This is a genomic window from Turicibacter sp. KK003 (genome assembly GCF_037014675.1).
Classification (GTDB): Bacteria; Bacillota_I; Bacilli_A; order MOL361; family Turicibacteraceae; genus Turicibacter; species Turicibacter faecis.
Map to the genome: position 1 here is coordinate 628,035 of NZ_CP142738.1, position 14,858 is coordinate 642,892.

Consider the following 14,858-nt stretch of genomic DNA (forward strand, 5'->3'; position numbering starts at 1 on the left):
TTAGAATGGAAGCTATTAAAGTTTCACAGTTAGACGTAGCCTATGATGATAAATACATTATTAAAAATATGAATCTTGAAATTCCTAAGGGAAAGATAACGATGATTATTGGATCGAATGGGTGTGGAAAGTCGACCTTATTAAAATCGATTGCACGTATTATTACGCCGAAAAAAGGGGATATTTTATTAAATGGTGTCGCGTTAAAAGAGCAGGCTCCAAAGGAAATTGCGAAAAAAATGGCCGTCTTGCCACAAAGTCCATCGGTTCCATCAGGACTTTTGGTGGAGGAATTAGTGTCGTATGGTCGCTTTCCTTATCAAAGTGCGATGGGTGGTTTAAAGCAAAAAGATATTGAACTCATCAATTGGGCGATGGAAGTGACCGGCATTTCTGATTTCGCGAATCGTCCGGTCGATCGTTTATCGGGTGGACAGCGTCAGCGCGCATGGATTGCGATGGCATTAGCACAAGATACGGAAATTTTAGTCTTAGATGAACCGACGACGTATTTAGATATGGCGCATCAGCTTGAAATTTTATTATTACTAAAGAAATTAAATCAGGAAGCTAATCGGACGATTGTCATGGTTTTACACGAACTAAATAATGCCACAAAATTCGCTGATTATTTGGTTGGGGTAAAAGAAGGAGAAGTGGTTTTCGCAGGACATCCATTAGAAGTAGTGACAACGGATCATTTGAGAACGTTGTATGGGATTGAGGCAACGCTACAATTAGATGAAAGTAAGCAATATCCTATTTGTGTAGATTTTAATATCGCGCGATAGAAGTTATTCATTAGGAGACATCATGGGAAAAACGTTATATGAGAAAAATTTTAATATTTTAGTTTTAGGGCAAGTTATTTCGTTGTTTGGAAGTTCGATTCAACGATTTGCTTTGTCTTTGTATTTGCTGGATTTAACGGGATCGGCCGGGATTTTTTCAGCTATTTTGGCCCTTTCAATGGTTCCTGTTGTCTTGATTTCACCGATTGCGGGAATGTTAGCTGACCGGGGGAATAAAAAACGGTTAATGATAGGGCTTGATAGTTTAAGTGCTTTATTATTGCTTGTTTATGTATGGATTGTTTTTAACGGCCAAGACCATGTTTTAGTGATTGCAACAGTCATGGTTTTGTTGTCAACGATTTCTACGATTTATCAACCGGTTGTTAATACGTGTGTTCCACTGATTGTCAGCCGAGACCATTTAGTAAGAGCCAATGCCATTATTCAGCAAGTCGCTTCGTTAAGCCAATTTTTAGGTCCTATTTTGGCAGGTCTTTTATACGGCTTTTTTGGGATTACGGGTGTTGTCATCATTAATTTAGTTAGCTTTTTATTCTCTGCGCTCTTAGAGTTATTTTTGGAAATTCCGCATCAACGCCGGGAGGGACAACAATCATTTAAAGCGGCGTTTATGACCGATATGAAGGAAAGTTATCATTATTTGAGACATGAGAATTTAATTGTCTGTCGCATGCTCTTATTTTCTGGATTTTATAACTTATTTTTAGTTCCGGTCTTTAGTGTGGCAACCCCTTACTTGATTAAGGTGACGTTTGCTTTATCGTCTGAGGTTTATGGATGGGCTGAAGGGATGATTGCTCTTGGAATGATTGTCGGAGGATTCATCATTACTTATAGGCCAAACCATTTTCATATTAAACGAGTTTATCAACTTCTATATTTGACCTCTGTTTCGATGATGCTAATGGGTGGAGTTGTTTACCTTTTTCATTTCGGCTTTATTGATGCAGCGACAAGTGTTGTGCTTTTCACAGTTTGTGGAATGATTATTATGGGGGTGCTTGGAATTGCCAACGTGCTAAGCGCGGCTTATTTATATCAGGCTGTTGATGGAGCAATCCTCGGAAAAATTTTAGCCTTTGGTTCGGCGTTTGCGACGTTGTGTATTCCACTTGGACAAATATTATTTGGTGGTCTTTTAGAGGTTTTATCTCAAAAACTTTATTTGTTAATCCTTATGGCCGCGTTCTTTGTTTTTTTAGTGACCTTACTGGTCAGATGGAATGTTCGATTAATTAAAGAAGATGAAAAATCCCAGTCTATTTAAATGGACTGGGATTTATTGTTTATTTTTGTATTGGAGAGGCGTACAGTTAAAGGCTTTTTTAAAGGTTTTAATAAAGTTACTCGGATAAGGGTAGCCGACGTGCTTGGCGATATCAGCAATACTCATCTCCGTGGTGCAAAGAAGGTTGGTTGCAATGGAGAGGCGATGAGTCGTAATAAATTCTCCAATGGTCATGTGGTAATAGTGTTGAAACCCGGCCTTTAATTTTTGGGGATGAAGCATAACAAGTTCGCTTAGTTTTTCAATCGTAGGAGGGGTGGCAAAGTTTTCAATCAGTAAATCATGTGCTCGTTGGATACTCTTTATATCGGTAACTGTTAATTTAAGATAGCGATTCCCGACTTTTACTTTCCCATAATCAATTTGATGGGTAAACGTATTTTCAGGGGAATGTTCAATATTTGTGAAAATAAGCGAAATACATTCGAGAATGGAACTTTCTAGTCTTAGAGGATCAAGTTTGTTTTTTTGCGAAAGGGTCTGCATGTGTTGAATCACGTTCATCACCTCCAGCGGCAGGTAATGATACGTGTAGTTTTCAATAAAAGAGTCGAAGCTAATGGTTGTTTGTAATAGGGGAGCGATGACTTCATTAAAATAAGCTTCGTAAATCGTAATTTCAGCGCCATGAAAATGTTGCCCTTGTTGCCATGTTTGTGTCCCAATTAAGTTTTTTTCGACGACGAAGAAAGAGGACGGTGTGAAGGAGGAGACCGGTTTATTTTCTAATTGAAATTGGGTCGTTCCTTTATAGACGGTTCCAAATCTCATCAGGCGTTGGGGGTTATTAAAGTGAATGGAAAAGGCGTGGGGAATCGTATAATCCGCGATAGCGAAATAATAGTATCCAGGACGTTCATAAATGAAAAGATGTCCTTGGTCTTTCGTGTTTGGATGGTGATAGAGTGAACAGTAACGTTCATTTTTTTTTATAAAATTCAGTTGTTGTAGGAGTGTATGACGGAATTGTTCCGCATTTTGTACGTTAAAATTCATGTTATATCCTCGTATTCGTTCTTCAATTTGTTGGATTTATTATATAATGTTAAGAAACAAAAATCGAGTTTTAATGACATTTTTTTGTTGGAGCAAGCGACGAATTCTTTCGTTTCATCAACGAAATAGTAGCCTTTAAAGATTAGAAAAGGAATTTAGGTTAAAAGTTTGAAATACAAAATAAATATTGTTATAATAGAGGAAAGTACTTTTTTGTGAGGTGAAGTTATGAAAAAGAAAAATGTCATTATTGGATCTGGGATTGCGGCAACGGCAGCGGCGACCGTTGTAGGTGCGGCGACTTGGATTATTGGTGGGATGGTTTATGATGGAACGGTCGGTAAAAAGCCATCCGTAAAGGCGGAAGATATGCCAACTTTTTATGCCGAGCGTGAGGATAAGGTTTTAGACACGCTTAATCGTTATCAGCATGAGACGGTTTTTGTCAAAAGTGAAGTCAATGATTATGACGTAGAAACGCTTCATATCAAATCTAATCAGGAGACATCTGACGCGATGATTGTTGTTCATGGAATTGGGAGTAACTATCATGAAGTGTTGAACGTCGCGTTCAACTATTTAGAAAATGGCTATAATGTGGTCGTTTATCATCAACGAAATACCGGATTAACGGGTGGTGATAATTATACGTTTGGATTATATGAGCGTTTTGACTTAGAGGCGGTTGCGGATTACACGCGCTCACTGTATCAAGATGGGACCATCGGCGTTCATGGATTTTCAATGGGGGCTGCCACGTCAACGATGCAAACTGAATTAAATGAAGAGAGCAAAAATGTTGATTTTTATATTTTAGATGCCCCTTACCATACGATGGAAAGTGCCGTTGAGCTTGGAATTATTGCCGAGGATATTCCGCTTTTACCTGTTGGCTTTGCGAAATGGGCCGGAAATGTCGTGTTAAAGGCAAAAGAAGATTTAACGTATGACGATATCCAACCTGTGAATGCTGTAAAAAATATTACGGTTCCTGTTCTATTGATCCATGGGATGGAAGATAAAGTGACGCCCCCAGAAAGTAGTCAATATATTTACGATGCTATTCCGCATGAGAATAAAGAGTTGTGGTATATTGAAGGACTCGGACACTGTGAGGCAGATAGTAAGATGGAGTCAGAATACTTCCAACATATCTATCAATTTATTGATACTCATGTAAAAAATACGAATGAATAAAAAAAGGCGTTGCGCCTTTTTTTATTTTTTTAAAAATGATTTGAATAAAGTTTGATTTTTTTTCTATAACATAAGGGTGACCGTTACAGAAGGCGAACTAGAATGAAGATGTCTGCGTCAGTTGAGACTATTTTTCGATGCTAGCTAGTTGAACGGCGTGATGACAACGGTCAAGATGGGAGGAAGTTTTAAATAAATGGGTTGAATCTATTTGAGGAACATCCGTGATTTAAAGCCGGAAAAAATTTAAGAAGTAAAACGTCGATGTCAATGAAGGTCTGATGGATAAAACGGAAGGTCATCGAGCGACGTTGTTGAGTGAAAGGTAGAAAACGTTCTATTTCTATCTCATTGAAATTGAGCAAAGGGATGGAGCACCACCGTAGATGACGATTATTTATGTTTTAGGGAGGCTATGCATGAAAGCAATTTTAGAAGTTTTAGAAGTTGTGGTTCAAGTTGTTATTTTTGGTTATCAACTAGAAGATTAATTCATCTTTATGACGATGAGGAAGATATAAGCGATTAAAAGGACACCATTTTATAAATGAGTGTCCTTTTTAAGATGGTTGATTATTTAACTGACGTTTAAGTTCGTTAATTTGTGCCTGTAAGGCATCGATATCGTCATAGAGTGTATCAAAGTCATTTTGTTCGGCCTCATTACGTTCGCGATTGAAAATTTCACTTTTTCTCGCTTGTTGGAAGAGTTGTTGTTCAACCATATTCCCGAGTGTAACCCCGATATCAACGAGTGCTCCCCCTAAAATTTGGAGTTCAAAGACGTTAAATTCAACGCCAACAATAATAGCAATAACAGTAATGACCAAAATATATTCAACGGGATCAAGTGATCCGATAAAAGCGAAAAATTCATTGTTCGTAAAACCATAATTATAGGATTTCGTTTCTTTAGGAGCATATTGAAAGGAAGTTCGTCGGGCAATGGCCGCCGCACTTTGTCCGCTATTTGAGGCAGCATCATTTTGAATGACTATACGACTACTTGAACCGGTTAAAGTTTCTGCATCTGGTGTTTGAAATCGCATGTCAGTCGGATCAAAATCATCTAAAAAGTCCGAATCCGTCTCCTCTGGTTCTGTTAAATGAATAGGCGTATCCTTAATGATAGTCTGAACTTCATCGATTTTCTCAGATAAAAGTTCAATAAATTGGTGGGTGAGTTGTTGTGGAGGCGCCTTTTGTTTAGGAGAGGGAGTGGTCCTATTTTTAGTTTGTTGTTTGTTTTTCATAACAATCTCCTTTTGATGAGTCATGTCACGGTGTCTTAAAAGACAGGGGGCTTCAATGGCAGGCAAGTCATCGGATAAGTGAAGGCGTGTTGTTTTTAAAAGGATAAGTGTCTTTCGAGCCCATCTAAAACTGTGAGATAGTTTTAAACGATGCGAGGTTAGTCACTATCTAATCTAGTATATGTCAAGGGGGGAAAGTTGGGGATAAAAATAGACAACTTTGTTATTTTATGTCGCATTTATACAGAAGAGATTGAATGTTGTTATTAAAAGACCTATAATAGAATAGAGTGTAGTGTAGTAAAATAAGGTAATTAGGATAATTGTAGTATATGGTTTCCTAAATTAGGGGAAACTTTTATTAGTTACTTTAGAGAAAGTGGGGTACCTGTTTTTTAACAGAATAAAAGATATGAGAGTTGTAGAGATAAATAAATTAACATTTAGTTCTGAATTAGAGTTAGAAGTAGGGGCAACAAATTGGTATTTACAGTTACTTCATTTAGCTTGCGGCTTTTTTGAATACCGCGTGAGTGAACAAATTTGGTATGTGAGTGAAGTCGTTGAGCAATTGTTAGATTTTGATGAAGATTCGAAAGAGAGTCAAAGTTTATATAATAATGAATCGATTAATGAAATTGTTGAAAATTTCTTATTGGATCCGAGTGTGGAGTTAACGCAAGATGTGATGATTCGTCATAAACATAAACCGTGGGAGACGTTGACGATTAAGTGCGAAAAGATTATTCAATCAGAGGGTTCGGTGATTGTCCGCGGATTATTAATCGATTCTTCTGCCAAGAAAAAACACGATTTAATCGATGGCCAACTTCAAAAATTACAGGCGCTTGGGCAGTTAACGAGCGGGGTGAGTCACGATTTTAATAACCAGTTAAATGGAATTTTGGGTTATGTGGCTTTGATGAAGACGATGACAACGGATGAAACGTTATTGCGTTATATGGATGGGATTGAGCGCTCGGTGCGTCATTCAACGGAATTAACGCGTCAGCTGCTTAACTTTTCGCATAAGCCTGAAAATAAACGTATGAATCTTGATTTGGTTCAAATTGTGAAAGATACAGTGAATATGTTAAAGCATACGATTGACCGTCGAATTCGTATCGAATTAAATGTAGAGCCGGAAGATTATTATGTTCTCGGTGATGAATCACAATTAAACAATGCTATTTTAAACTTATGTATTAACGCGCGTGATGCAATTGCTGGACAGGGAGAAATTCGTTTATCTTTAACCCATGATCAGTTGGAAGAGATACCGGGCAATTTGTTAAATACGACGATTACGCCGAATCATTATGCCATTTTAAAAGTTTCGGACACAGGTTCTGGGATTGAAGAAAGCTTACTCCCTAAAATCTTTAAACCGTTCTTTACGACAAAGGATGTCGGTAAAGGAACCGGAATGGGATTAGCGAGTGTTGTTGAAACGTTACGTAATCATAATGGGGCCCTTGAAGTGGATTCCGTGGTCGGTAAGGGGACAACATTTACGTTATATTTACCGATTAACCACGGAATCGAGGAGTTAGTGACTGAAGAATCGGTGTTACATGGAGCTGGAAAGATTTTATTAATTGATGATGAACCATCAAATTTAGAAATTACGGCGGCGCTCCTTGAAGGATTCGGTTATAGTGTGACGGCTTTTTCAAACCCAAAACAGGCGCTTAAACATTACGCCAAGGCCGAAAATACCTATGATTGTATTTTATTAGATGTGATTATGCCAGGAATGAGTGGAACGGAGGCCTTTAAAGCCATTAAGTTAATTAATAGTGAGGCGAAAGTGATTTTATTAACAGGTGTTAGCCAGCGTCAAGAGCTTGATTTCATTTTAAGGCATGGGGTGGATGGATACGTTCCTAAACCTGTTGATCACTATACACTTTCAAATGGAGTTTACCGCGTTTTACAAGCTAAATCGACAGATGTTAAACCAGTAAAACCTGAACAGTTGATTGAGATGTCTACGATGTTAAATATTTCTTATGCCCTTGAGCGAGTCGCAGGAAATACGAGATTATATTTACGCATCGCGCACAATTTTAGAAAGCATTTCTATATGGTGACTGAACAGTTACCTCAGCTCATTGATTCTAATCGAGAAGAGGCTATTCGTATGGTCCATACGATTAAAGGATTAGCGGGTCAAATAGGAGCAGATGAACTGTACGAATATAGTCGTGAATTAGAAATGGAACTGAAAGAGGATGGGGCCTACGAGGAAATTTTAAGTATTTTCATGGAAGAATTTATCGAGGTCATGGATGAGCTTGCTCGTTTAGAATGCCGAAAATAATATTAAAAATGACGATTTGATGTAGAAAAAAGGTAGAAATAACTCGTAAAAATAGAAAATAATAGTGTTCATCTTTTGTTCATAAATGTCATGTGATATAATAACATCAAATTTTAACCGTGAGGTGCCATCATGATTTACTTATTAGCAATTAGTTTATGCTTTCTTATCGCATGCTTTATTACACCGTATGTGATGAAGTTAGCGTATTTTACAGATGCTGTGGACCAACCTAATAAACGGAAGGTTCATAGTCGGGTGATGCCACGAATGGGTGGTCTTGCCATTTATATCGCCTTTTTAGTAGGCTATATGATCTTTAGGGTAAAAGGGTACGCCATCGATCAAGATGAGATTGCCTTTATAGATGCCTATTTTATCGCTTCCTTTTTAATTGTTGTGACGGGAATGTTAGACGATATGTTCGAATTACCAGCTAAACCAAAGGCGTTGGCTCAATTAGTAGCAGCGTTAATCATGGTTTTTTACGGGAATTTTATGATTGATAAAATTTATTTACCGTTTTTACCTGTGATTGATTTAGGCTGGTTCGGGGGAATTATTACTGTTATTTGGATTGTCGGGATTACGAATTCAATTAATTTAATTGACGGGTTAGACGGACTGTCTTCGGGGATATCAGCGATTTCATTTGGAACAATGGCGATTCTTGCTGGATATCAGGGGGAATTATTTGTTGCGATGATGGCCTGCTTACTATTCGGATCGACGCTGGGATTTTTAGTTCATAACTTTCATCCAGCAAAAATCTTTATGGGAGATACCGGATCGTTATTTTTAGGATTTTCGGTTTCGGTTTTATCGCTATTAGGTTACAAAAATGCAGCCTTTGTGTCGTTTATTATCCCAATTATTATGCTATCGGTTCCAATCTTCGATACGATTTGGGCTATTATTCGTCGTATACTAAATGGGCAGTCTCCTTTTGAACCCGATCGTGGTCACGTCCATCACCAATTACTAGATCGAAATCTTGGGCATGTGAAAAGTGTACTCGTTTTATATGGAATTGCTGCTTTGTTTTCATTTACAGCGATTTTATATACCATGGTGTCTAAGTTTTACGGACTAGTTCTATTGGTTATCTCGATGGTTTTAATCGAGTTAATCTTTAATACGACGGGGCTCTTTAGGTTGAAAAAAACAAAGGAGAAACAAGTTCCGGTTAAGGAACAAAAAGAGGATGTTTCAGTAGGGGAAGCGTCTGAGAAGTAAGAGAGGATGAGTGTAAAGTAATGAGAAAACCAATTATTGCAGGAAACTGGAAAATGAATAAAACACGAGATGAATCGTTGCAATTTATTTACGCGGTCAAAGATCGTGTAGCTTCAGCAGATACAGTAGAATCTGTGATTTGTGCACCATTTCCATATTTAAGATGTTTAGTTAAGCGTCAGGGCGCTTCTTTACGTATTGGGGCACAAAATATGCATTTCGAATCAGAAGGTGCTTATACGGGTGAAATCGCGCCACAGATGTTAAGTTCAATTGGTGTTTCTTATGTTGTATTGGGACATAGTGAGCGACGTGAAATGTTTAATGAAACAGATGAGGCAATTAATAAAAAAGTACATGTTTCTTTTTCAAATGGTTTAATTCCAATTATTTGTGTAGGGGAATCATTAGAAGATCGTGAAGCAGGGCAAACAAATCAAATTGTAGAGGCACAAACGGTTAAAGCATTAGAAGGTTTAACAAAAGAGCAAGCTAAACAAGTTGTTATTGCTTATGAACCTATTTGGGCGATTGGAACGGGGCGTACAGCAACGGCAGAACAGGCTAATGAAACGATTGGTTATATCCGTTCAGTGATTGAACGTTTATTTGGATCAGAAGTTTCTGAAGCGGTTCGTATCCAATATGGTGGTTCTGTTAACCCTAACAATATTAAAGAGTTAATGGCACAAGAACATATTGATGGAGCGCTCGTTGGTGGTGCCTCATTAGATCCACAATCATTTTTAGCTTTAGTTAATTATCAATAAAAAAGGGATTCCAACCTTTCGTTGGAATCCCTTTTTTATGATATTTTTTTTGTTTCGATGACATTTGCCTCTTTATTTAATTTTATGATAGCCGTAGTGGAATAGAGTAATCCGCTGTAGGCGATAATAGCATAAATAATCGTTGAAATCCAAGCGACTGGGAATCCATGTTTATCGACAACTATTCCGAAAAGGGTAGATCCTAGACCAAATCCAATCGCGAAAAATATTTGAACCACGCTCAGGATGGTACCAAACTCTCGGTTACCGAATAAAGCACCTGTCATATAGGATGGGCCGATGATATATGAAAACATAGAAATTCCTAAACAAATGGAAAATATAATTCCAAGAAAATTAAAGGTTGGAACAAAAATTAATGAAAGGCCACACGTGACAACAAGGATTCCTGCCAGTATTAGCGATTTTTTAATCCCTAGTTTATCAAATAGGTAACCTCCAGATAAATTACCGAAGATGGAGAAAAATCCAAATAACGAGGCAACTAGGGCTGATCCTAGCGTGAAGGCACCTGTTTTTTCTAATGTTTGAAGGTAAGGAATAAATTCAATGGACATCCCTCCAACGTATAGGCCGATAAAGGTAAAGGAAAGAGCGAATACCCAAAATGATTTTATTTTTTGAACGTCACTGAAGGAGTATCCCCAGTTAGCGTCGTGTATGAGCTGTTTTTTAGGATGAATAAGTGGCGTGTGTTGCAGTTCCTTCTTAGAGCGAGGGAGCCGCATAACAAATAGGGCGATTGGCAACGAAATGATGAGTGCCATGAACCCAAATCGTAGGAAGGCGCCCTTATAACCGATGCTTGGATTAGAAAGCCATTTACTTGCTAACTGCTGGAGAATCATGTTTCCAAGTCCTCCCCCGCAAAATGCAATTCCCATGGCGGTTCCTTTATTTTCGACGAACCAACTATTAATTAGCATTGGGACCCCAATGGCGGAGACGATGGAAACCCCAATTTGAAGGAGGATAGAGAGTGCGTAGTAGACAATAATATTTTTTCCAGCTAGGGACATAGCAGCAAATCCAATCCCAACAAGAAGGCAACCTACTGTATAAAGTCGTTTAATATTAGGATTAGGGCGTGAGTAGAGTTTACCGATAAAGGGGGAGCAGAGTGCTGAGACGAAAGTTCCGAGTGTAAATAAAAACGCAAATTCGGTATAAGTAAACCCTTCTCCAGAGATAACGAAATTCGTAAACGTAGGTAAAATATTAGCTACGAGGGAATAAGGAACGGCTTGGATTAAAAGACACGCTAAAACGATAATCCAGCCATAGAAAAATGTTTTTTTTCTCATAAATCGTACATTCTTTCTTTATAGATTTAGAAAGGTTAGTTAGGTCGTCATTAAATTTGTTAGGGGGAAAATTAATGACGACCTTATTATTCGTTTGTTTTTCACATGAATCAAATAACAATAGTGATTGACTGGTACGTGAGTTTTTCGTTTTATCGATAGAGAAGATCGATCTCACCTTTCTATATGACTTAGTATTTTCATATCGTAGAAAATTATATTTTATAATAAGACGGCAATTAAAAGGATGGCAGTTAATATTTGGATTAATCCGATAAATAAACCATATAATGAGACGGCTTTTCCTTGTTTAATTAAATCTTTTACATTAACACGAAGACCAATTGCTGCTAAAGCGATAATTTCAAATTTATTACTTATTTCCTTACACATAACTGAGATATCATCGCTAATAATGTGAGCAGAGAATAAAGCACATGTAATGAAGAAACCAATAACATACCAAGGGATTTTTATTTTCCCTTTTTCAATTTCTTCGACTTCTTCTTCGAGAATCTCTTTATTTGACTTATGTTTTAAATGTCCAAGTCCAAATACGACAACGACTAAAAAGATGATACGAACAATTTTGAAAATTGTAGATAAATCTTTAACGTGCTCATTGACCATTGCTCCACTTGCAACGACTTGACCTACAGATTGTAAGATTCCTCCAATCATTGCAGATGTTTGAGTTGTTTCGTTATTATATAAAATTTGGGAAATTAAAGGAAGTAAGAACATAAGAACAATCCCAGTTACATTGACAATTGTAATGGAAATTCCTTTTTCTTTATCATTGGCTCCGATGACAGGAGCTGTTGCTGCAATGGCTGATGAACCGCATACGGCGTTTCCACTGGCCATCATATATCTAAAATTATCTGAAAACCCTAGTTTTTTTCCAATAAATAAAGCACCTATAACAGTAATCGCCATTTGAAGAACGATAAATAGAACACCTGAAAATCCAATTTCAGAAATGGTAGAAATACTTAAGGTTGCTCCTAATAATACGATTGAATAAGAGAGTAAATCTGTTTCAGAAAACTTATATCCCTTTTGAAATACTTTTTGATTCAGGAATACATTTCCCACAAACATTCCGAGGAAGATAGCGATTGATGCGGCTCCTAACTTTGGAATGAATGTAGCAATAAACATACTAATGAGCGCAACGATGAGGGAAACTAAAAATCCGGGAATAATGTCAATTATATTTTGGATAAATTTTGATTTGTTTTTTTTCATAAAGAGATTCCTTTCGTTTAATCAAGTATAATTGTAACTACCTATTTATTAATTGTTAAATACAAAATTTTTATGAAAAATATAAGAATTAATTATACATACTGTCTTATAGGTATTTCGTTATAAGAACTATATCATTTATGTATTTAACAAATCTGAGAAAAAATTTTATAATAAAAATGTTAAATTTTTGAGAAAATGATGATGAAGAGGGTATGACTTTAGAAAGCCATTATCTGACTCATTAGAAACATCTCATAAAGTTGTCTAATTATTGGATTCATTTAAATGTATAAGAATCAGATTAATCACACTTAATCTATAAAAAAACTCATGAATCAAACATGGATGTCTGATCATTATTTTTTAAAATAAAATCTATTATAGTATTGATTTTTATCTTTTTTTCTATGAGAATTTTTTAATAAAATCTCTAATTTTTTACGAATAGAGAAATCATAGATAGGATTGAGAGGGTAGGCCAATAAGTTACTTATTTTTATATCCTTGATAAACAATGAAGAGACGATGAGTATTTTTTAGACGATAAAAAATGTTCTTCTTGAATATTTTTTTCGGTTTTTGTGATTATATTATTAGACACTTTATAGATAAATGTGTCATTAAGTATTTGTTTTCTATTCTATATTTTCATTTGATATAGGAATGATTGAGAAAACTATCTGTTCAAATCATTTTACTTAGTGAATGACTTATTTATAAACAGTACGAGGAGTGAAATAAATGAGAAAATTGTATTTTAACGGAACTATTATCACGGTGAATGAAAATCAGCCGACTGTAGAGGCCGTTTTAATTGAAAATGGAAAAATTATAAAAGTAGGTTCTAAAGACGAAGTGTTTGAGTTAAAGGATAGTGAGACAGAGCTTGTTGATTTAGAAGGAAAAACGATGTTGCCTGGATTTATTGATTCGCATAGTCATATCACGGCAGTCGCTCAAACGTTAATGATTGTTAATTTAAGCGAAGCAAATTCTAAGGAAGAATTTATTTCAATGTTAAAAGAATACGTCAAAAATAATTCCCCTAAAGCTGGTGAATGGGTGATTGGATTCGGTTATGATAATACGAAGTTTGAAAATGAGGAGCACCCTACTAAATTTGATTTAGATACGGTTACAACTGAGGTTCCAATCTTCGTTAGTCATGCTTCAGGTCATATTTCTACAACGAATTCCAAAGCGCTTGAAGCATTGGGGTATGTTGGAACAGACTATGAGGTACCTGAAGGTGGGGTTGTTCGAACAGTCGAAGGATCAAATGAGCCGAATGGAGTCTTAGAAGAAAATGCGTGCTTAGCCCCTGAAAAAAGAAAAATTATTCCTGCCCCATCGATTGAGACGTTATTAAAATGTATTAAAAAAGCACAAGAAATCTATTCTTCGTATGGATTAACGACTGCTCAAGATGCCGGGGTTGATGAAAATCTTCATCAATTATTAAGTTTAGCAGCTCAAAAAAATGAGTTAATAATGGATGTTGTCGGACAAGCAGTTCAGCACGTGACATTAAAATTATTGAAAAATGAGGGAACACCAAAAAGAGAGTATGTTAACCATTATAAATTATTAGGCGGTAAAACATGGTTAGATGGATCGCCACAAGGTAAAACAGCGTGGTTAACTAAACCGTATTATGAAGTTCCTGAAGGAGAATCAAAAGACTATTGTGGTTATGGAACACAAGAAGATAAAGAGGTTACTGATTATTTTAAATCATTAATTGAAAATAATATTCAAGTTAACGTTCACTGTAATGGGGACGCGGCGGCCGATCAATTTATTAGATGTTATAAAAAAGCGTTAGAAGAAACGGGAAGTCAAACGGATTTAAGACCTGTTATGGTTCATGCGCAAACTGTTCGTGAAGATCAGTTGGATGCGATGAAGGAATTAGGAATTATACCAACGTTTTTCTTAGATCATATCTGGTTCTGGGGAGATTATCATTATGATTCTGTCTTCGGTCCGGAGCGAGCTAATCGATTAAGTCCAGCGAAATCGGCTTTAAGAAGAAATATGAACTTTACTTTACATCAAGACTCCCCTGTTAAAATGCCAAATCAAATCTTAGCGATTCATAATGCGGTTAATAGACAAACACAGAGTGGTCGTATCCTAGGAGAAGATCAACGTTTAACGGTGATGGAAGCCATTAAAGCTTTAACCTTAAACGCTGCCTACCAATATTTTGAGGAAGAGACAAAGGGATCGATTGAAGAAGGAAAATTAGCTGACTTTGTCATCTTAGATCGTAATCCATTAGAAGTAGAGTCATCAAAAATCAAAGAAATTAATGTGTTAGAAACGATTAAAGAGGGTAACACAATCTATAAAAAATAATTATTGTGTAACGAGGTGATTACTTATTTTCACCTCGTTT

General features: G+C 36.5%; 11 protein-coding genes. 7 read left to right on the forward strand and 4 right to left on the reverse strand.

The annotated features are described in order from the left end of the window. The first annotated feature begins 5 nt into the window (after positions 1-5). Both VXM77_RS02985 and VXM77_RS02990 read left to right on the forward strand, forming a co-directional pair. Positions 6-791, forward strand: coding sequence for an ABC transporter ATP-binding protein (locus VXM77_RS02985; protein ID WP_338507032.1), 786 nt, complete (start codon positions 6-8; stop codon positions 789-791). Positions 792-813: 22 nt separating this feature from the next. Continuing rightward, complete coding sequence (locus tag VXM77_RS02990; RefSeq protein WP_161832120.1) at positions 814-2,082, forward strand: MFS transporter; 1,269 nt, start codon at positions 814-816, stop codon at positions 2,080-2,082. A gap of 12 nt (positions 2,083-2,094) precedes the next feature. On the opposite strand, the gene VXM77_RS02995 is transcribed toward VXM77_RS02990, so the two are convergent. After that, positions 2,095-3,099: an AraC family transcriptional regulator gene (locus tag VXM77_RS02995; RefSeq protein WP_161832121.1), complete on the reverse strand. Its 1,005-nt coding sequence runs from the start codon at positions 3,097-3,099 to the stop codon at positions 2,095-2,097. Between the two features lie 228 nt (positions 3,100-3,327). On the opposite strand from VXM77_RS02995, the gene VXM77_RS03000 reads away from it, so the two are divergent. Continuing rightward, on the forward strand, positions 3,328-4,296 hold the full coding sequence (locus VXM77_RS03000) for an alpha/beta fold hydrolase (RefSeq protein ID WP_338507037.1): 969 nt from the start codon (positions 3,328-3,330) through the stop codon (positions 4,294-4,296). A 560-nt stretch (positions 4,297-4,856) separates the two neighbouring features. Here VXM77_RS03000 and VXM77_RS03005 read toward each other — a convergent pair. Continuing rightward, positions 4,857-5,549 carry a hypothetical protein gene (locus VXM77_RS03005; RefSeq protein ID WP_161832815.1) on the reverse strand — a complete coding sequence of 231 codons (693 nt, stop codon included), beginning with the start codon at positions 5,547-5,549 and terminating at the stop codon, positions 4,857-4,859. Between the two features lie 412 nt (positions 5,550-5,961). Between VXM77_RS03005 and VXM77_RS03010 the strand changes: the two genes are divergently transcribed. The 3 genes from VXM77_RS03010 (at position 5,962) to tpiA (ending at position 9,878) form a co-directional block, all read left to right on the forward strand. Further along, entirely contained in the window at positions 5,962-7,872 is a 1,911-nt protein-coding gene (locus VXM77_RS03010; RefSeq protein ID WP_161832814.1) for a response regulator, read from the forward strand. Between the two features lie 132 nt (positions 7,873-8,004). After that, the gene (locus tag VXM77_RS03015; protein WP_161832813.1) at positions 8,005-9,108 is read left to right on the forward strand and encodes an MraY family glycosyltransferase; all 1,104 of its coding nucleotides are present in this window, start codon (positions 8,005-8,007) and stop codon (positions 9,106-9,108) included. Positions 9,109-9,128: 20 nt separating this feature from the next. Further along, complete coding sequence (gene tpiA / locus VXM77_RS03020; protein WP_161832812.1) at positions 9,129-9,878, forward strand: triose-phosphate isomerase; 750 nt, start codon at positions 9,129-9,131, stop codon at positions 9,876-9,878. A gap of 35 nt (positions 9,879-9,913) precedes the next feature. Here the strand turns inward: tpiA and VXM77_RS03025 are convergent, their stop codons facing one another. Together VXM77_RS03025 and VXM77_RS03030 are read right to left on the reverse strand one after the other, a co-directional pair. Continuing rightward, entirely contained in the window at positions 9,914-11,203 is a 1,290-nt protein-coding gene (locus tag VXM77_RS03025) for a conjugated bile salt MFS transporter (RefSeq protein WP_161832811.1), read from the reverse strand. Positions 11,204-11,425: 222 nt separating this feature from the next. Beyond that, on the reverse strand, positions 11,426-12,454 hold the full coding sequence (locus VXM77_RS03030) for a putative sulfate exporter family transporter (RefSeq protein ID WP_161832810.1): 1,029 nt from the start codon (positions 12,452-12,454) through the stop codon (positions 11,426-11,428). Positions 12,455-13,198: 744 nt separating this feature from the next. On the opposite strand from VXM77_RS03030, the gene VXM77_RS03035 reads away from it, so the two are divergent. Next, the gene (locus VXM77_RS03035) at positions 13,199-14,818 is read left to right on the forward strand and encodes an amidohydrolase (protein ID WP_161832809.1); all 1,620 of its coding nucleotides are present in this window, start codon (positions 13,199-13,201) and stop codon (positions 14,816-14,818) included. Positions 14,819-14,858: the final 40 nt, after the last annotated feature.